We start from the raw sequence: 18273 nt of genomic DNA, 5'->3' as shown, positions 1-18273 counted from the left end.
TAAAGATCATTAGTCAATTTCTGATCCCGCCTTCGGGTGGGGTCGAGTTTTTGATTCGAACTCATGTGATTTCAAGTCTTTAAGAGCAAACGGTGGATGCCTTGGCATCTGGAGCCGAAGAAGGACGTAGCAATCTGCGATAAGCCTCGGGGAACTGATAAGCAAGTTTTGATCCGAGGGTGTCCGAATGGGGAAACCCCGCTGGGCGGCGTGCCGACCTAGTGACTCCCGCCTGAATATATAGGGCGGGTAGAGGGAACGTGGGGAAGTGAAACATCTCAGTACCCACAGGAAGAGAAAGCAACCGCGATTCCGTTAGTAGTGGCGAGCGAAACCGGATCAGGCTAAACCGAGTGTGTGTGATATCCGGCAGGAGTTGCATATTCGGGGTTGTGGGACTCACCAGTCAGTTCTGCCGAACTGGCGACGTTACAGAAGCGTATAGACGAACGGTCTTGAAAGGCCGGTCATAGAGGGTGCCAACCCCGTAGTCGAAATGCGTGTTCTGGCGTGGAGAGTATCCCAAGTAGCACGGGGCCCGTGAAATCCCGTGTGAATCTGTCAGGACCACCTGATAAGCCTAAATACTCCCAGATGACCGATAGCGGACAAGTACCGTGAGGGAAAGGTGAAAAGTACCCCGGGAGGGGAGTGAAATAGTACCTGAAACCGTTTGCTTACAAACCGTTGGAGCACCCCTGGTAGGTGTGACAGCGTGCCTTTTGAAGAATGAGCCTGCGAGTTAGCGATATGTGGCGAGGTTAACCCGTGTGGGGTAGCCGTAGCGAAAGCGAGTCTGAATAGGGCGATTCAGTCGCATGTCCTAGACCCGAAGCGAAGTGATCTATCCATGGCCAGGTTGAAGCGACGGTAAGACGTCGTGGAGGACCGAACCCACTTAGGTTGAAAACTGAGGGGATGAGCTGTGGATAGGGGTGAAAGGCCAATCAAACTTCGTGATAGCTGGTTCTCTCCGAAATGCATTTAGGTGCAGCGTTGCGTGTTTCTTGCCGGAGGTAGAGCTACTGGATGGCCGATGGGCCCTACAAGGTTACTGACGTCAGCCAAACTCCGAATGCCGGTAAGTGAGAGCGCAGCAGTGAGACTGTGGGGGATAAGCTTCATAGTCGAGAGGGAAACAACCCAGACCACCAACTAAGGTCCCAAAGCGCGTGCTAAGTGGGAAAGGATGTGGAGTTGCTCTGACAACCAGGAGGTTGGCTTAGAAGCAGCCACCCTTGAAAGAGTGCGTAATAGCTCACTGGTCAAGTGATTCCGCGCCGACAATGTAACGGGGCTCAAGCACGCCACCGAAGTTGTGGCATTGACATTATTGGTAGGCCTTCGTGGTCCAGCCGTGTTGATGGGTAGGAGAGCGTCGTGTGGCCAGCGAAGCGGCGGTGGAAACCAGCCGTGGAGGCTACACGAGTGAGAATGCAGGCATGAGTAGCGAATGACGTGTGAGAAACACGTCCTCCGAAAGACCAAGGGTTCCAGGGTCAAGCTAATCTTCCCTGGGTAAGTCGGGACCTAAGGCGAGGCCGACAGGCGTAGTCGATGGACAACGGGTTGATATTCCCGTACCGGCGAAGAACCGCCCAAGCTAATCCAGTGGTGCTAAACGTCCGAGCCTTCACATCGTCACCTTCGGGTGACACCGTGGAGGGGAGCACGTGACCCCATGCTGGTGCGGTTAGCGTATTAACAGGTGTGACGCAGGAAGGTAGTCCAAGCCAGGCGATGGTTGTCCTGGTGCAAGTGCGTAGGCCGAGTCATAGGCAAATCCGTGACTCATGAGGCTGAGACACGATGCGGATAAAAAGTGGATGATCCTATGCTGCCGAGAAAAGCATCGACGCGAGGTTCTAGCCGCCCGTACCCCAAACCGACTCAGGTGGTCAGGTAGAGAATACCAAGGAGATCGAGAGAATCGTGGTTAAGGAACTCGGCAAAATGCCCCCGTAACTTCGGGAGAAGGGGGGCCTTCGACGTATTAGGACTTGCTCCGAAAGCGTTTGGAGGCCGCAGAGACTAGTGGGTAGCGACTGTTTACTAAAAACACAGGTCCGTGCCAAGTCGCAAGACGATGTATACGGACTGACGCCTGCCCGGTGCTGGAAGGTTAAGAGGACCGGTTAGCCGCAAGGCGAAGCTGAGAATTTAAGCCCCAGTAAACGGCGGTGGTAACTATAACCATCCTAAGGTAGCGAAATTCCTTGTCGGGTAAGTTCCGACCTGCACGAATGGCGTAACGACTTCCCAACTGTCTCAACCGCGAACTCGGCGAAATTGCATTACGAGTAAAGATGCTCGTTACGCGCAGCAGGACGGAAAGACCCCGTGACCTTTACTACAGCTTGGTATTGGTGTTCGGTGTGGCTTGTGTAGGATAGGTGGGAGACTTTGAAGCGGTGACGCCAGTTACCGTGGAGTCATTGTTGAAATACCACTCTGGTCACTCTGGATATCTAACTTCGAACCGTAATCCGGTTCAGGGACAGTGCCTGGTGGGTAGTTTAACTGGGGCGGTTGCCTCCCAAAAAGTAACGGAGGCGCCCAAAGGTTCCCTCAACCTGGTTGGCAATCAGGTGGCGAGTGTAAGTGCACAAGGGAGCTTGACTGTGAGACTGACAGGTCGAGCAGGGACGAAAGTCGGGACTAGTGATCCGGCAGTGGCTTGTGGAAGCGCTGTCGCTCAACGGATAAAAGGTACCTCGGGGATAACAGGCTGATCTTGCCCAAGAGTCCATATCGACGGCATGGTTTGGCACCTCGATGTCGGCTCGTCGCATCCTGGGGCTGGAGTAGGTCCCAAGGGTTGGGCTGTTCGCCCATTAAAGCGGTACGCGAGCTGGGTTTAGAACGTCGTGAGACAGTTCGGTCCCTATCCGCTGCGCGCGTAGGAAGTTTGAGAGGATCTGACCCTAGTACGAGAGGACCGGGTTGGACGAACCTCTGGTGTGTCAGTTGTTCCGCCAGGAGCACCGCTGATTAGCTACGTTCGGGATGGATAACCGCTGAAAGCATCTAAGCGGGAAGCCGGCCTCAAGATGAGACTTCCATACCTTCGGGTGAGAGGCTCCCAGCCAGACTACTGGGTTGATAGGCCAGATGTGGAAGCACGGTAACGTGTGCAGCTGACTGGTACTAATAAGCCGATGACTTGATAACACACCGTTCGTTGGTGCTTGCGTCCACTGAGTGGTTCTCGATGTACGGTCGAGAACCACCTTCGATCACACACACGTGTGAACCTAGGTTTGATTGAAACATCAATAGTGTTTCGGCGGCCATAGCGTGAGGGAAACGCCCGGTCACATTCCGAACCCGGAAGCTAAGCCTCACAGCGCCGATGGTACTGCAGGGGGGACCCTGTGGGAGAGTAGGACACCGCCGGACTCCTTTTAGTCAAAATGGCCACCCATCGTTGGGTGGCCATTTTGCGTTTGACGAACAACGAGAATAGGGAGCACCATGCCGGAAGAGGAAGAGCGCCGTCCGCGTCGCAGTGACGATGGAGGACCGCGCGGCAACCGTTCCGGTGGGCGCCCTGTGTATCGCGATGGTGCCTCGCGCCCACGATCTGGCTCTGATGCCCGCGGTTCGCGAGGTGAGGCTCGCCCTGACCGTGATGGTGGGCAGCGTCGTGAGGGCGGGTACAGCCGTGATGGCGGCGGTCAGCGTCGTGAGGGTGGCTACAGCCGTGATGGCGGTCAGCGTCGTGAGGGCGGCTTCAACCGTGATGGCGGTCAGCGTCGTGAGGGCGGCTTCAACCGTGATGGCGGTCAGCGTCGCGAAGGGGGCTACAGCCGTGATGGCGGTCAGCGTCGTGAGGGTGGCTTCAGCCGTGATGGTGGGCAGCGTCGTGAGGGTGGCTTCAGCCGTGATGGTGGGCAGCGTCGCGAGGGTGGCTACAGCCGTGACGGTGGTCAGCGTCGTGAGGGTGGCTTCAGCCGTGATGGCGGTCAGCGTCGCGAGGGTGGGTACAGCCGTGACGCGGCTCCTCGTCGCGAAGGGGGCTACAGCCGTGATGGTGGTCCGCGTCGCGAAGGGCGGACGGAGCGTGAGCGGGGGAGTGACCGGTCCCGGTCGTTCCCGCAGCGCGGCGGTGCCGGGCGTGAGCGTCCGGCCAACGCGTCGAACGAGCGTGCCCGGTTCGACGAGCCGACCGTTCCGGACGAGGTCACGGCCCGGGATCTGCACTCCTCCGCGCGCAACGAGCTGAAGACGCTCAGCAAGGAGAACGCGGAGCACGTCGCCCGACACCTGGCGATGGCCTCGCGTCTGATCGACGAAGACCCCGCGTTGGCGCACGAGCATGCACTGGCGGCGTCGCGCCGGGCCGGTCGCATTGCGATCGTCCGCGAGACGCTCGGCATCACGGCCTATGCGACAGGTGACTTCGCCCTGGCTCTTCGCGAGCTGCGCACCTATCGCAGGATCTCCGGGAAGGACGACCAGATCGCGCTCATGGTCGACAGCGAGCGCGGAATCGGCCGTCCTGACCGAGCGCTCGAGACCGGTCGTGCCGTGGACCGCTCCACCCTCGACACCGCGGTGCGGGTGGCTCTTGCGATCGCGATGTCGGGCGCGAGGCTCGACCAGGGCGACCTGGAGCTGGCTCTCGGTGAGCTCGAGATTCCCGAGCTCGATCCCGATCGTGCGTTCGAGTGGAGCCCGGCACTGTTCTCCGCGCGGGCAGCCGTCCTGGAAGACCTCGGACGCACCGACGAGGCAGAATTCTGGGCCCACCGCGCCGACGTCGCGGCGGAGGCGCTCGGCGTCGACGAAGCCGGCGACGAGGAGATCTACGTCGAAGACGGCCTCATCGACGACGAGTTCCTGGACGATCACGGTGACAGCACTGCTTCGTCTGACGGTGACCCCGTTGGCGGCGGTGACGCCGTTGGCGGTGACGGCACCCGCGACGATGCCGCCCGCCTCGACGGTGACGCCGTGGACGGTGGCGTGGATGCTGATGGTGGCGTGGATGCTGATGGTGACGCCGTGGACGGTGGCGCGGATGCTGATGGTGGCGTGGATCGCGACGCGGACCTCGACGTCGAGGCGGGCCGAGACCTGGACAGCGACGACGATGCTGCCTCTGGACGCGACGGCGACAGCGATGGTGCCGGGACCGAGCTCTTCGGTGAGGACGGCGAGGCCGAGCCCACGATCGAGGCCGAGCCCACGATCGAGGATGAGGTTCGCGAGCTCCTCGGCGAAGACGTCGACGAGGTCGGCGAAGACGACGAGCCCGGTTCCTCGAAGCCGGAGGCGTGATGGCGCTCTTCACGCGCAGGCGTCAGACGCCCCGCACTCCGCTGGACGGCGTCGACACGATCCTCGCCGACCTCGACGGAGTCGTGTATGCCGGGCCCGGGGCCCTGCCGCACGCCGTGGAGAGCCTCAACGCCGCAGCCGCCACGGCGCGTCTGGGGTACATCACCAACAACGCGGCGCGGACCGACGCATCCGTCGCGGCGCACCTCACGAGCCTGGGCCTCACGGTCGCGCCGCACGACGTGGTCACGAGCCCGCAGGCGGCCATGCGACTGCTCTCGGGGATCGTTCCCCCTCCCGCGACGATCCTCGTCGTCGGAGGCGACGGTCTCGTCGATGAGGTGCAGAAGGCCGGGTACACGGTGACCCGCAGCGCTGACGCCGACCCACAAGCGGTCGTGCAGGGCTTCGCCCCCGAGGTCGCGTGGACCGACCTCGCCGAAGCGGCCTTCGCGCTCAAGGTCCCCGAGGAGGAGGGCGGCATCCCCTGGATCGCCACCAACACCGACTGGACGATCCCGCGCGAACGCGGCGTCGCCCCCGGCAACGGCACCCTCGTGTCCGCGGTGCACACCGCCGTCGGGCGGCTGGCCACGGTGGCGGGAAAGCCGGAGACCCCCATCTTCCAGGAGGCCCTGGACCGCTTCGGCGCGTCCACGGCGCTGTTCATCGGCGACCGCCTCGACACCGACATCATGGGAGCGAGCCGAGCCGGCATCGACTCCGCCCTCGTGCTGACCGGGATCGACCGCCCCAAGCACGTGCTCGCGGCGCCCGAGGGGTCGCGCCCGACCTACATCCTCGGCGACCTCCGCGGGCTGCACGAGCCGTACCCTGTCCCGACGGTGACGGACGGCGTGTACGACGTCGGCGGCGCGGCGGTGCGGGTGCACGGCGCGGACGTGGAGATCGTCGCGGAGTCCGGGAACCAGCTCGACCTGCTGCGGGCCGGAGCTGCCGCGATCTGGGCCTCGGGCACTCCGGTGTTCGTGCTGCGCGTGCCCGAGCGGCTGTACGACGACCCGTTCCACCGCCCCTGACCACACGCGTGGCTCCGTCGGCTGTCCGAGGAGCCGCGTACAGTGGAACCCGTGAGCGATGAGACGACCGGTGCGCCGACGGACGGCCTGTGGAGCCGCCTGCGCCTGATCGAAGGGCAGCCGCTTCCGGCTCGCGCCGACGCTTACTCCGCGCTGCACGACGAGCTCTCGCGGCGGCTGGAGAGCGGATCACGGCTCGACCAGCGGGAGACCCCGGGAACACGATGACGCGACTCGACGCCGCCCTCGCCTCGCGGGGACTCGCCCGGTCGCGCAGCCATGCCGCCACCCTCATTGCGGAGGGCCTCGTGAGCGTCGACGGTCGCCCCGTCGTCAAGGCGTCCACGCCGGTCCAGGACGACAGTGAGCTCACCGTGGCCGGCGCCGACCACTACGTCGGGCGCGCCGCGCACAAGCTCGTCGCCGCCCTCGACGGCTTCGGCGTCGCGGTCGCCGACCGGCTCGCGCTCGACATGGGCGCCTCGACCGGCGGATTCACCCAGGTGCTGCGCGAGCGCGGTGCGCGGCGGGTGCTCGCGGTCGACGTCGGACACGGACAGCTGGCTCCCGTCATCGCCGCGGACGACGGGGTCGTGTCGGTCGAGGGCTTCAACGTGCGGCACATGACACCGCAGAGCCTCGCGGACGCGACGGGCGAGCCCGCGCCGCCCGACCTGGTCGTCGGCGACCTGTCGTTCATCTCGCTCGAACTCGTCCTCCCGGCGATCGCCGCCGTCGCCGCGCCGGGCGCCGACGTGCTGCTGCTCGTGAAGCCGCAGTTCGAGGTCGGGCGCACCGCGGTGCGCGGGGGACTGGTCACCGATCCGGCCACCCGCGCCGACGCCGTGGCCCGCGTCGTCTGGAGCGCGTGGGACGCGGGGTTCGGGATGCTCGGCATCCTTCCCTCCCCGATCCTCGGCACGCACGGAAACGCGGAGTACCTCGTGCACCTCGCGCCGGGACGCGGTAGCAATCCGACAGAATGGATGGACACCATCAACCGGCTGGCAGGGGGACGATGAACGAGCGCTGGATCCTGGTGGTCGCGCACGCCGGCCGCGTCGAGACGGTGGAAGCGGCCCGTCGCGTGACCGATGCCCTGCGGGGAGCGGGTGCCCGCCCGGTCCTCGCGCCCGACGACCACGATGCGCTCTCCGCCGTCGACCCGTTCTTCGCCGACGTCGACGTCCTGGGCGTCTCCGCCGACCCGACCGCGCTCGAGCTGGCCATCGTCCTCGGCGGTGACGGCACGATCCTGCGCGCCGCGGAGCTCGTGCGCGACAGCGGTGCCCCCGTGCTCGGCATCAACATGGGCCACGTCGGCTTCCTCGCCGAGATCGACCCCGACGACATGGACGACGCGGTGCGCCGTGTGATCGCCCGCGACTACGACGTGGAGGAGCGCCTGGCGCTCTCGGTGCGGGTGAAGGACGCCGCCGGCGACGTCGTCTACGAGACCTGGGCCCTGAACGAGGCGACGGTCGAGAAGGCCAGCAGGGAGCGCATGATCGAGGTCGTGCTGGAGATCGACGGCCGCCCGCTGTCGAGCTTCGGCTGCGACGGCATGGTCGTGTCCACCCCGACGGGATCCACCGCCTACAACTTCTCCGCCGGCGGGCCCGTGATCTGGCCGACCGTGGAGGCCATCGCCGTGGTGCCGCTCTCCGCCCACGCGCTGTTCGCGAAGCCGCTCGTGGTGAGCCCCGACGCGGCGGTCGCGATCGAGATGCTCGAGCGCACGGACGGCTCCGGCATCCTCTGGTGCGACGGCCGACGCTCGCACGAGCTCCCGCCCGGAGCGCGTGTGGTGGTGCGACGGTCCTCGCGGCCGGTGCGCCTCGCGCGCCTGCACCCGACCGCGTTCACGAACCGGCTGGTGCGCAAGTTCCAGCTGCCGGTCGAAGGGTGGCGCGGACAGGACCGGAGGAACCAGCCGTGATCGAGGAGATGCGCCTGCGGGGCCTCGGTGTGATCGCCGACGCCGTGCTCCCGCTCGGACCGGGGTTCACCGCCATCACCGGCGAGACCGGTGCGGGCAAGACGATGGTCGTCACGGGGCTCGGGCTGCTGCTCGGACAGCGCGCCGACTCGGGCGCCGTGCGCGCCGGAGCCGGCCAGGCCTCGGTGGCGGGAGTCTGGGTCGTGCCCGAGACAGGGGACGTGGCAGACATCGTCGCCGACGCCGGGGGCGAACTCGAACCGGTCGGTGGCGGCAGCGCCGAACTGTACGTGTCGCGCACCCTCAACGCCGAGGGCCGAAGCAGGGCGAGCGTGGGGGGTCGCGCCGCTCCGGCCGGCGTGCTGTCCGCCCTCGCCGACGAGCTGGTGGTCGTGCACGGCCAGTCCGAGCAGTTGCGGCTGCGGTCCGCCGCTGCGCAGCGCGACGCCCTCGACCGCTTCGGCGGTGACGCGATCGCCCGGGCGCTGGAGCACTACGGCACGGCCTTCGAGCGCTGGCGCGGCCTCGACGCGGAGATCGCCGAGATCACGGGCAACCGCGACCGCCGGGCGGAGGAAGCCGCGCGACTGCGGGAAGACCTCGCGCTGATCGAGGCGACCGCACCCGAGGCGGGTGAAGATGCCGAACTCGCGGCCCGCGCCGAACGGCTCGCGAACGCCGAGGAGCTGCGACTGGCCGCCTCGCTCGCGCACGGGGCGCTCTCGAACGAGGAGGGCGAGCCGGATGCGTCGGCACTGGTCGCGGAGGCGCGGCGGGCGCTCGAACGGGTCTCGGATGCGACGCTCGCGGAGGTCGCCGAGACGCTCGCCGACATCGGCTACCGTATCGCCGACGCCGCCGGGCAGCTGTCCGGCTTCCTCGCCGACCTCGACGAGTCGGGCCCGCACGAACTCGCCGCGGTCGAGGAGCGGCGGGCGGCACTGGGCGTGCTGATCCGTGCGCACGGGTCCCTCGACGACGCCATCCGACTGTGGCAGACGGGCTCGACGCGCCTCGCGGAGCTCGACGACGACGGCGAGCGACTGCAGCGTCTCACCGCCGAGCGGGAGGAGGCGCGTACCGCGCTCGACGCCGCGGCGGACGCCCTGACCGCCGTCCGCACGGAGGCCGCCGTCCGCCTGGGCGACGCCGTCACCGCGGAGCTCCACGCGCTCGCGATGCCCGATGCCCGCCTGGAGGTCTCGGTCACCCCCGGCGCCGAGAGCACGCACGGGCGCGACGACGTGGCGATCCTGCTGGCCCCGCACCCCGGAGCCGAACCGCGGTCGGTGGCCAAGGGTGCCTCGGGCGGCGAGCTGTCGCGCGTGATGCTCGCGATCGAGGTCGTCATCGCGGCGACCGACCCGGTGCCCACGTTCGTGTTCGACGAGGTCGACGCCGGCATCGGCGGGGCCGCGGCCATCGAGGTCGGCCGGCGACTCGCCCGGCTGGCGGAGAAGTCGCAGGTGATCGCGGTGACGCATCTGGCGCAGGTCGCCGCGTTCGCGAACAACCACCTCACGGTCGTCAAGTCCAACGACGGGGCCGTCACCGCCTCGAGCGTGCGGCGTCTGGAGGGGGAGGAGCGGGAGGCCGAGATGGCGCGGCTGCTGTCCGGCCTCGCCGATTCCGACGCCGCGCTCACCCATGCCCGCGAACTTCTCAGCCTCGGCGTCTGAGGGAACTGTTAGGATAGAAGCCCGTGATGAACTCTTCTTCTGCGGGGCCCAAGAACGACACGACCAAGCACATCTTCGTGACTGGTGGTGTCGTTTCGTCTTTGGGCAAGGGCCTCACCGCGGCCAGCCTGGGCAACCTGCTCACCGCCCGCGGACTCCGCGTGGTCATGCAGAAGCTCGACCCGTATCTGAACGTGGATCCGGGCACCATGAACCCGTTCCAGCACGGCGAGGTGTTCGTCACCGACGACGGCGCGGAGACCGATCTCGACATCGGCCACTACGAGCGCTTCCTCGACATCAACCTGTCGCAGGCGGCCAACGTGACCACCGGCCAGATCTACTCGCAGGTCATCGCGCGCGAGCGTCGCGGTGAATACCTCGGCGACACCGTGCAGGTCATCCCGCACATCACCGACGAGATCAAGCGCCGCATGCGCCTGCAGGCGACCGAGGACCCGCGCCCCGACGTCATCATCACCGAGGTCGGCGGCACGGTGGGCGACATCGAGTCGCAGCCGTTCCTGGAGGCCGCGCGTCAGCTGCGTCATGAGCTCGGCCGCGACAACGTGTTCTTCGTGCACGTGTCGCTCGTGCCGTTCATGGGCGCCTCCGGTGAGCAGAAGACCAAGCCGACGCAGCACTCCGTCGCAGCTCTCCGTCAGGTGGGCATCCAGCCCGACGCGCTGGTGCTGCGCAGCGACCGTCCCGTGAGCGCGAGCAACCGCAACAAGATCGCCCTGATGTGCGACGTGGACGTCGAGGGCGTCATCAACACGGTCGACCTCCCGAGCATCTACGACATCCCCTCCACGCTGAACGAGCAGGAGCTCGACTCGTACATCGTGCGGCGCCTCGGTCTGGACCAGAAGGCGGACGACGTCGACTGGACGCGGTGGAACAAGGTGCTGCACGCGGTGCACAACCCGAAGCACGAGGTCACGATCGGCCTCGTCGGCAAGTACATCGACCTCCCCGACGCGTACCTCTCGGTGACCGAGGCCCTCAAGGCCGGCGGTTTCGCGCAGGAGACCAAGGTGCACATCCGCTGGATCCCCTCCGACCTGTGCGAGACCCCGGAGGGCGCCCAGGAGCAGCTCGCCGAGCTCGACGGCATCTGCGTGCCGGGCGGCTTCGGCATCCGCGGCATCGAGGGCAAGCTCGGCGCGCTGAAGTTCGCGCGCGAGCAGGGCATCCCCACGCTCGGCCTGTGCCTCGGCCTGCAGTGCATGGTGATCGAGTTCGCCCGCGATGTGGCCGGCATCGAGGGCGCATCGTCGAGCGAGTTCGACCCGGAGACGAAGGAGCCCGTGATCGCGACCATGGCCGAGCAGGTCGAGATCCTCGACGGCGGCGACCTGGGCGGCACCATGCGGCTGGGGCTCTACCAGGCCGCCCTCGCGGAGGGCTCGCTGGCGCGGGAGCTGTACGGCACCGCGGAGGCGTCGGAGCGGCACCGCCACCGCTACGAGGTCAACAACGCGTACCGCGACCGGCTGTCCGAGGCCGGGCTGGTGTTCTCCGGCCTGAACCCCGAGCTGGACCTGGTCGAGTACGTGGAGCTGCCGCGCGACGTGCACCCGTACTACATCGCCACGCAGGCCCACCCCGAGCTGCGGTCGCGCCCGACCGACCCGCACCCGCTGTTCCGCGGACTGGTGGGTGCGGCGATCGAGCGGCACCGCGCGAGCGAGCTGTTCGACGTCAGCGCCGATGAGTGACATCGGCGCCCTGCCCGACGGCGGTCCGCTGCGCGACGAGCCGCTCGACCCCGAGGTCCTGTCCTCCGAGCTCGTGTACGAGGGGCGGGTGTGGGACGTGCGCTCCGACCGTGTGCGCTACGGCGACGGTGAGATCGTGCGCCAGTACGTCGCCCATCCCGGCGCGGTGGCCATCGTCGCGCTGGACGACGAGGGCCGGGTGCTGCTGATCCAGCAGTACCGGCACCCGATCCGGCACCGCGATTGGGAGCTGCCCGCCGGTCTGCTCGACGTGCCGGGGGAGGACCCTGCCGCGGCCGCGCAGCGCGAGCTCGCGGAGGAGGCCGACCTGGTCGCGGCGCACTGGGAGCCCCTGGTGTCGTCGTGGACCACGCCGGGCGGGAACGACGAGCTGATCCAGCTGTTCCTCGCCACGGGCATCACGGCCGCCGACGCCGCGCACTCCCGGGAGGACGAGGAGGCCGACATCCGGCTCGCCTGGGTGCCCCTCGACGACGCGGTGGCCGCGGTGCTCGACGGTCGCATGCGTAACGGCATCCTCGCGATCGGTGTGCTCGCGGCCGCGCAGAGGCTCCGCGACCGGGGCTGACATGCTGCTCGATCGCGCCCTCGACGCGTATCTGCGTCACGTCACGATCGAGCGCGGACTGAGCGCGCACACGATCGCGGCGTACCGACGCGACCTCGACGGGTACCGGGGGTGGCTCGCCGCCGAGGGCATCACCGACACGACCGAGGTGACCCCCGCGGTGATCGACCGCTTCATCGCCGAGCGTGCGTCCGCCGAGCCCGCCCCCGCGGCCACGAGCCTCGCCCGGTTGCAGTCGTCCGTGCGCGGGTGGCACCGCTTCCTGGCGCGCGAGGGGATCGAGGCCGAAGACCCGAGCGGCCGGCTGCGTCCGCCCAAGGCCCCGCGGAGGCTGCCGAAGGCGCTGACGATCGAGCAGGTCGAGCGCCTGCTCGCGGCGCCGTCGCCGGAGGAGCCGCTCGGCATCCGCGACCGCGCGCTGCTGGAACTGCTGTACGCCACGGGCGCCCGCGTGTCGGAGGCGGTCGGGCTCGACGTCGACGACCTCGCGCACGGGGAGGTGCTGCGGCTGCGCGGCAAGGGGTCGAAGGAGCGCATCGTGCCCGTGGGCTCGTACGCGCGTGACGCGGTCGACGCGTACCTGACGCGGGTGCGCCCCGGGCTCGCCGCGAAGGGCAGAGCCTCGGCGCGCCTGTTCCTCGGCGCCCGCGGTGCGCCGCTGTCCCGGCAGAGCGCGTGGCTGGTGATCCGGGCGGCGGCGGAGCGGGCGCAGATCACGGCCGAGGTGTCGCCGCACACCCTGCGGCACTCGTTCGCGACGCATCTGCTGCAGGGCGGCGCGGACGTGCGCGTGGTGCAGGAGCTGCTCGGGCACTCGTCGGTCGCCACGACTCAGATCTACACGCACGTGTCGGTCGACGCGCTGCGCGACGTGTACGCCACGTCGCACCCGCGGGCCCGCTGACTCGCGCGGTCGCCTGGGTCCGCCGCCGCGCGCCGGGACGGCCCGTGACCGGCCCGGCCGCTACAATCGAGCAAGCACGAAGGAGCAGGAGAACCGGTGGCTGAGAACGCGGCGAAGTCCAGGGCGAAGGCGAAGAAGGCCGACGACACCCCCATGGGACCCACCGGCCGCCCCTACCGCGGCTTCCCGATCCCGGCGCCGCTGAAGTCGCACGGTCCCGCGCGCATCATCGCCCTCTGCAACCAGAAGGGCGGCGTCGGCAAGACGACCACCTCGATCAACCTCGCCGCGTCCCTCGCGGAGTACGGCCGCAAGGTGCTCGCCGTCGACTTCGACCCGCAGGGCGCGCTGTCCGCTGGCCTGGGAATCCAGACCCACGACGTCCCCACCGTGTACGACCTGCTGCTGGACACGAAGCGCGACGCGCACGAGGCGATCGTCCACTCCAACGTCGAGGGCCTCGACGTGCTGCCCGCGAACATCGACCTGTCGGCCGCCGAGGTGCACCTGGTCAACGAGGTGGCCCGCGAGACCATCCTCGCGCGGGTGCTCCGCCAGGTCGCGGGCGAGTACGACGTCATCCTGATCGACTGCCAGCCCTCGCTCGGCCTGCTCACGGTCAACGCTCTCACCGCCGCGCACGGCGTGATCATCCCGCTCGAGTGCGAGTTCTTCGCCCTGCGAGGGGTGGCGCTGCTGATCGAGACCATCGACAAGGTGCGCGACCGTCTGAATCCGTCGATCACGATGGACGGGCTGCTGGCGACCATGTACGACCCGCGCACGCTGCACTCGCGCGAGGTGCTGGAGCGGGTGGTGGAGGCCTTCGGCGACGACGTGCTGGAGACCGTGATCGGCCGCACGGTGAAGTTCCCCGACGCCTCGGTCTCCGGCGTGCCCATCACCGAGTTCGCGCCGGAGCACGCCGCCGCGCAGGCGTATCTGCGGCTGGCGCGGGAGCTGGTCGCCCGTGGCGCCGTCGCCTGAGCAGGCCGAGACCGATCCGACCGCCGAGGCCGTCGCCCCCGCGGAGGGCGACACGGGCTTCCGCGTCTCGCTGTCGAACTTCGACGGACCGTTCGACCTGCTGCTGAATCTCATCTCGAAGCACGAGATGGACATCACCGAGGTGTCGCTGAGCGCGGTCACGAACGAGTTCATCGCCTACCTCGCCGAGCTGGAGGACGAGGAGGAGCTCGACCAGGCGTCGGAGTTCCTCGTGGTGGCCGCGACGCTGCTCGACATGAAGGTCGCCGGCCTCCTGCCGCAGGGCGAGCTCGTCGACGCCGAGGCCGTGGCGCTGCTGGAGGCGCGCGACCTGCTGTTCGCGCGCCTGCTGCAGTACCGGGCGTTCAAGGAGGTGTCGGCGTGGTTCGCGCGGTGCCTGCAGCGGGAGGACCGCCGTCACGTGCGGGCGGTGCCGCTGGAGGAGAAGCACCGCCGCAAGACGCCGGAGCTGGTGTGGTCGCTGAGCGCGGACGACTTCGCGGCGCTGGCACTGCTGGCTTTCGCGCCCAAGGAGATGCCGCACGTCGGGCTCGATCACCTGCACGCACCGCTGGTGAGCATCCGCGAGCAGGCGGCGATCGTCGTGACGCTGCTGCGCGGCACCGAGTCGATCAGCTTCCGCGAGCTGGTCGCAGGCGTCACCGAGCCGGGGATCGTGGTGGCGCGCTTCATCTCCGTCCTGGAGCTGTACCGCCACGCGGCGCTTTCCTTCGAACAACTGGAACCGCTCGGCGAGCTGACGCTCCGCTGGGCCGCCGACACCTGGTCGGACGAGACACTCGCGACCCTGGGGGCCGACTATGACCGATGACGTGACCGAGACCGAGACCGCGCCGGAGGTCGCACCCGGGCCGGAGGTCGCACCCGGGCCGGAGGTCGAGCCCGGGGGTGACGACGCCGCGACGGTCGTGGGCTCCGAGCTGCCGCTGAGCGAGCGCGTCGAGGCGATCCTCTTCATCGTGGACGAGCCGATCGGCCTGGTCGCCCTCGCGGCCGCGGTCGGCGCGCCGGTGCCGGCCGTGCGGCAGACGCTCGAGGCGCTCGGGGACGACTACGACGGACGGGGCCGAGGACCGCGGCGCGGCTTCGAGCTGCGCGAGGTCGGTGGCGGGTGGCGGCTGTACGTGCGCGAAGACCTCGACCCCGTGGTGGCGGAGTTCGTGGGCGGGCAGGCGCCCGCGCGGCTGTCGCAGGCGGCCCTGGAGACGCTCGCGGTGATCGCCTACAAGCAGCCCGTCACCCGCAGCCAGGTCGCGTCGATCCGCGCCGTGAACGTGGACTCGGTCGTGCGCACGCTGCTCGCCCGCGGCCTCATCACCGAGCTCTTCGCGGACTCCGAGACCGGGGCGATCAACTACGGCACCACCGACGCGCTGCTGCAGCACCTCGGCATCAACTCGCTGGACGAGCTGCCGCCGATCTCGCCGTTGCTGGACGACGGCGCCGACGGCTTCGACGAAGGGACCCTCCGATGAACGCTGCCCACGACGACGCCACCGGGCCCGAGGGCGTGCGGCTGCAGAAGGTCCTCGCGGCGGCGGGCGTCGCCTCGCGTCGTGTCGTCGAGCAGTACATCGTCGAGGGGCGCATCCGGGTGAACGGGCAGACCGTGACCGAGCTCGGCCGTCGGATCGACCCCGAGCGCGACCTGGTCGACGTCGACGGCACCGCGGTGCAGCTCGACGTCACCAAGCGCTACGTGATGCTGAACAAGCCCACCGGAGTGGTCAGCAGCATGCGTGACGAGAGCGGGCGGCCCGACCTGCGTCGCTTCACGAAGGACTATGAGGAACGGCTCTACAACGTGGGGCGCCTCGACGCCGAGACCAGCGGGCTGCTGCTGCTCACGAACGACGGCGAGCTCGCGCACGTGCTGGCGCATCCGTCGTTCGGTGTGACCAAGGTGTACATCGCCAAGGTGGACGGCACGGTGACCCCGCAGACGATCTCCACGCTCACGAAGGGCATCGAGCTGGAGGACGGCCCCATCGCGGCGGACAAAGCGCGGCTGCTGGACACGTCGCGCGGCTCGAGCCTGGTGGAGCTCACGCTGCATTCAGGGCGCAACCGCATCGTGCGTCGGATGATGGCCGCGGTCGGCCACCCCGTGACCGAGCTCGTGCGCCGGCAGTTCGGCCCGCTGCACCTGGGAACCCTCCCGGCGGGGAAGACGCGTGACCTGAGTAAAATCGAACTCGGTGCGCTGTTGACCCTCGCGCGCCGTGAATCCGGTGTCGCCGCGGCGCCAGGCGAGCAGGAGACCGAATGACCGACACGACGAGTGCGCCCACGGCGCGGAAGACCGGTGCCGTCGCGCCGCGTCTGTCCGGCACCGTCCGCATCGTCGGTGCCGGCCTGCTCGGCGCGAGCGTCGGTCATGCGCTGCGGGCCAAGGGTGTCGATGTGGCGCTCACGGATGCCTCCCCGGCGCAGCTGCGACTGGCGGTGGACTACGGCGCCGGTCGCCTCGCCGCCGACGACGACACTCCCGCGCTGATCGTGGTGGCCGTGCCGCCCGACGTCACGGCCGACGTGGTGCAGGCCGAGCTGGAGCGGTACCCGGACGCGGTCGTGACCGACGTCGCGAGCGTCAAGCTCGAACCGTTCCGGACGCTGCGCGACCGCGGCGTCGACCTCGCGCGCTACATCGGCTCGCACCCGCTCGCGGGGCGTGAGCGCGGCGGCGCCATCTCCGCCCGCGCCGACCTCTTCATCGGGCGGCCCTGGGTGGTGTGCCGCGACGAGGACACGAAGGCCACGGATCTCGCGCTGGTCGAGGCGCTCGCGCTCGACGTGGGCGCGATGCCGCTGGAGATGACGCCGGAGGAGCACGACCGATCGGTCGCCCTCACCTCGCACGTGCCGCAGGTCGTCGCGAGCCTGCTGGCCGCGCGGCTCGCGGGAGCCGAGGAGGGCGCGCTGCGCCTGGCGGGTCAGGGCGTGCGCGACACGACGCGCATCGCCGCCTCCGCGCCCGAGCTGTGGGTGCAGATCCTCGGCGCGAACGCGGGGCCCGTCGTGGAGATCCTCGACGCGCTGGCGGCCGACCTGGGCGATGTCGCGGAGGCGCTGCGGGCGCCGGCGGCCCCCGGCGCGCGCCGTGTGATCGCGGAGACCATCCGGCAGGGCAACGACGGCGTGGATCGCCTGCCGGGCAAGCACGGCCAGAACCGGCGCTTCGAGACGCTCGTGGTGATGGTCGACGACACCGCCGGACAGCTCGGCCGCCTGTTCGGCGAGCTCGGCGAACTCGGCGTCAACGTCGAGGACCTGCGTCTGGAGCACTCGCCCGGCGCACAGTTCGGTCTGGCCGAGATCAGTGTCGACCCCGCGGCGCTGCACGGCGCGATCACCGGGCTCCAGGAACGCGGCTGGCGCATTGCAGGGAACACGAATGACTGACACCTCCACCGTCTCCGCCACGAAGTTCATCGCCATCGACGGGCCGGCCGGTTCCGGCAAGTCCAGCGTCTCCAAGGCGGTCGCGCGCCAGCTCGGCTACGGCTACCTCGACACCGGCTCGGCGTACCGGGCGCTCGCCTGGCATGTGCTGGAGCAGGGCGCCGACACCGATGACGCGGCCGCCGTGCGCGCCGCCGCGGCCGACTTCCCGGTCCGTCTCGGCCTCGACCCCGACGACCGCACGGTCCGGGTGGGCGACACCGACGTGACCGACGCCATCCGCGAACCGCGGGTCTCCGGCGCGGTGAGCGGCGTCGCCCGCGTGCCCGAGGTGCGCGCGCAGGTGAACGAGCTGTTCCGCGCGCTGGTCGCCGACGCTCCGTACCCCGCTGTGGTCGTGGAGGGCCGCGACATCACGACGGTGGTCGCGCCGGATGCCCCCGTGCGCATCCTCCTGACCGCCGCCCCCGAGGTGCGCGCGGCACGCCGTGCCGGCGAGCTCGCGGGGGAGAACGCCGCCGCCGTCGCCGCGGCCCTGCACCGACGCGACGCCTCCGACAGCGCCGTCGTCGACTTCCTCAACGCCGCCGAGGGCGTCGAGGTCGTCGACTCGACCGAACTCGACTACCCCCAGACCATCGACGCCGTGCTCACGGTGATCGAACGACTCCGAGGAGCACACCGTGGCTGACGACGAATACGAAGGCG

Annotated in this window: 16 protein-coding genes and 2 rRNA genes; 17 read left to right on the top strand and 1 reads right to left on the bottom strand. The window is 68.6% G+C overall.

The genetic code is table 11. The annotated features are described in order from the left end of the window. The first annotated feature begins 69 nt into the window (after positions 1-69). Together KV394_RS16155 and rrf are read left to right on the top strand one after the other, a co-directional pair. Positions 70-3171: ribosomal RNA gene (locus KV394_RS16155) — 23S ribosomal RNA — on the top strand. A 111-nt stretch (positions 3172-3282) separates the two neighbouring features. Beyond that, positions 3283-3399 (top strand): 5S ribosomal RNA (rrf, locus tag KV394_RS16150). A gap of 9 nt (positions 3400-3408) precedes the next feature. Here rrf and KV394_RS16145 read toward each other — a convergent pair. After that, the gene (locus tag KV394_RS16145) at positions 3409-4266 is read right to left on the bottom strand and encodes a hypothetical protein (RefSeq protein WP_247982882.1); all 858 of its coding nucleotides are present in this window, start codon (positions 4264-4266) and stop codon (positions 3409-3411) included. A 6-nt stretch (positions 4267-4272) separates the two neighbouring features. On the opposite strand from KV394_RS16145, the gene KV394_RS16140 reads away from it, so the two are divergent. From KV394_RS16140 to cmk, 15 genes are all read left to right on the top strand, one after another. Beyond that, positions 4273-5283, top strand: a complete 1011-nt coding sequence (locus tag KV394_RS16140; protein ID WP_247982876.1) for a tetratricopeptide repeat protein — start codon at positions 4273-4275, stop codon at positions 5281-5283. Beyond that, positions 5283-6323 (top strand): HAD-IIA family hydrolase, encoded by a 1041-nt coding sequence (locus KV394_RS16135; protein WP_247981894.1) that lies wholly within the window; start codon positions 5283-5285, stop codon positions 6321-6323. The genes KV394_RS16140 and KV394_RS16135 overlap by 1 nt, the downstream gene beginning before the upstream one ends. 51 nt (positions 6324-6374) lie before the next feature. After that, a complete protein-coding gene (locus KV394_RS16130; protein WP_168387201.1) occupies positions 6375-6551 on the top strand; it encodes a hypothetical protein in 177 nt (58 codons plus the stop codon). Further along, entirely contained in the window at positions 6548-7345 is a 798-nt protein-coding gene (locus KV394_RS16125) for a TlyA family RNA methyltransferase (RefSeq protein ID WP_247981893.1), read from the top strand. The genes KV394_RS16130 and KV394_RS16125 overlap by 4 nt, the downstream gene beginning before the upstream one ends. Beyond that, positions 7342-8262: an NAD kinase gene (locus KV394_RS16120; protein WP_136031201.1), complete on the top strand. Its 921-nt coding sequence runs from the start codon at positions 7342-7344 to the stop codon at positions 8260-8262. The genes KV394_RS16125 and KV394_RS16120 overlap by 4 nt, the downstream gene beginning before the upstream one ends. Then, complete coding sequence (gene recN / locus KV394_RS16115; RefSeq protein ID WP_247638893.1) at positions 8259-9941, top strand: DNA repair protein RecN; 1683 nt, start codon at positions 8259-8261, stop codon at positions 9939-9941. The genes KV394_RS16120 and recN overlap by 4 nt, the downstream gene beginning before the upstream one ends. 26 nt (positions 9942-9967) lie before the next feature. After that, positions 9968-11662 (top strand): CTP synthase, encoded by a 1695-nt coding sequence (locus tag KV394_RS16110; protein WP_247981892.1) that lies wholly within the window; start codon positions 9968-9970, stop codon positions 11660-11662. After that, positions 11655-12251, top strand: coding sequence for an NUDIX domain-containing protein (locus tag KV394_RS16105; protein ID WP_136035357.1), 597 nt, complete (start codon positions 11655-11657; stop codon positions 12249-12251). Before KV394_RS16110 ends, KV394_RS16105 begins: the two co-directional genes overlap by 8 nt. A gap of 1 nt (position 12252) precedes the next feature. After that, complete coding sequence (gene xerD, locus KV394_RS16100; protein ID WP_247981891.1) at positions 12253-13155, top strand: site-specific tyrosine recombinase XerD; 903 nt, start codon at positions 12253-12255, stop codon at positions 13153-13155. Between the two features lie 153 nt (positions 13156-13308). After that, positions 13309-14142, top strand: a complete 834-nt coding sequence (locus KV394_RS16095) for a ParA family protein (RefSeq protein ID WP_136031369.1) — start codon at positions 13309-13311, stop codon at positions 14140-14142. Continuing rightward, the gene (locus KV394_RS16090) at positions 14126-14974 is read left to right on the top strand and encodes a segregation and condensation protein A (protein WP_136044934.1); all 849 of its coding nucleotides are present in this window, start codon (positions 14126-14128) and stop codon (positions 14972-14974) included. The genes KV394_RS16095 and KV394_RS16090 overlap by 17 nt, the downstream gene beginning before the upstream one ends. After that, positions 14964-15638 carry an SMC-Scp complex subunit ScpB gene (gene scpB / locus KV394_RS16085; RefSeq protein ID WP_247981890.1) on the top strand — a complete coding sequence of 225 codons (675 nt, stop codon included), beginning with the start codon at positions 14964-14966 and terminating at the stop codon, positions 15636-15638. The genes KV394_RS16090 and scpB overlap by 11 nt, the downstream gene beginning before the upstream one ends. Next, on the top strand, positions 15635-16432 hold the full coding sequence (locus KV394_RS16080; protein WP_136035354.1) for a pseudouridine synthase: 798 nt from the start codon (positions 15635-15637) through the stop codon (positions 16430-16432). The genes scpB and KV394_RS16080 overlap by 4 nt, the downstream gene beginning before the upstream one ends. Further along, positions 16429-17565, top strand: a complete 1137-nt coding sequence (locus KV394_RS16075) for a prephenate dehydrogenase (protein ID WP_247981889.1) — start codon at positions 16429-16431, stop codon at positions 17563-17565. The genes KV394_RS16080 and KV394_RS16075 overlap by 4 nt, the downstream gene beginning before the upstream one ends. Beyond that, the gene (gene cmk / locus KV394_RS16070) at positions 17558-18256 is read left to right on the top strand and encodes a (d)CMP kinase (RefSeq protein ID WP_136031217.1); all 699 of its coding nucleotides are present in this window, start codon (positions 17558-17560) and stop codon (positions 18254-18256) included. Before KV394_RS16075 ends, cmk begins: the two co-directional genes overlap by 8 nt. Positions 18257-18273 lie beyond the last annotated feature (17 nt).

Source organism: Microbacterium sufflavum (assembly GCF_023101165.1).
Lineage (GTDB): Bacteria > Actinomycetota > Actinomycetes > Actinomycetales > Microbacteriaceae > Microbacterium > Microbacterium sufflavum.
The sequence above is the reverse complement of the archived record's forward strand: the minus strand, read 5'-3'. Positions and strand labels throughout refer to the sequence as shown.

Coding starts and splice junctions, on each gene's coding strand:
- KV394_RS16140 (WP_247982876.1), top strand. CDS start 4,273: ATGGCCTCGCGTCTGATCGACGAAGACCCCGCGTTGGCGCACGAGCAT.
- KV394_RS16135 (WP_247981894.1), top strand. CDS start 5,283: ATGGCGCTCTTCACGCGCAGGCGTCAGACGCCCCGCACTCCGCTGGAC.
- KV394_RS16125 (WP_247981893.1), top strand. CDS start 6,548: ATGACGCGACTCGACGCCGCCCTCGCCTCGCGGGGACTCGCCCGGTCG.
- KV394_RS16120 (WP_136031201.1), top strand. CDS start 7,342: ATGAACGAGCGCTGGATCCTGGTGGTCGCGCACGCCGGCCGCGTCGAG.
- KV394_RS16110 (WP_247981892.1), top strand. CDS start 9,968: ATGAACTCTTCTTCTGCGGGGCCCAAGAACGACACGACCAAGCACATC.
- KV394_RS16105 (WP_136035357.1), top strand. CDS start 11,655: ATGAGTGACATCGGCGCCCTGCCCGACGGCGGTCCGCTGCGCGACGAG.
- xerD (WP_247981891.1), top strand. CDS start 12,253: ATGCTGCTCGATCGCGCCCTCGACGCGTATCTGCGTCACGTCACGATC.
- KV394_RS16095 (WP_136031369.1), top strand. CDS start 13,309: ATGGGACCCACCGGCCGCCCCTACCGCGGCTTCCCGATCCCGGCGCCG.
- scpB (WP_247981890.1), top strand. CDS start 14,964: ATGACCGATGACGTGACCGAGACCGAGACCGCGCCGGAGGTCGCACCC.
- KV394_RS16080 (WP_136035354.1), top strand. CDS start 15,635: ATGAACGCTGCCCACGACGACGCCACCGGGCCCGAGGGCGTGCGGCTG.
- KV394_RS16075 (WP_247981889.1), top strand. CDS start 16,429: ATGACCGACACGACGAGTGCGCCCACGGCGCGGAAGACCGGTGCCGTC.
- cmk (WP_136031217.1), top strand. CDS start 17,558: ATGACTGACACCTCCACCGTCTCCGCCACGAAGTTCATCGCCATCGAC.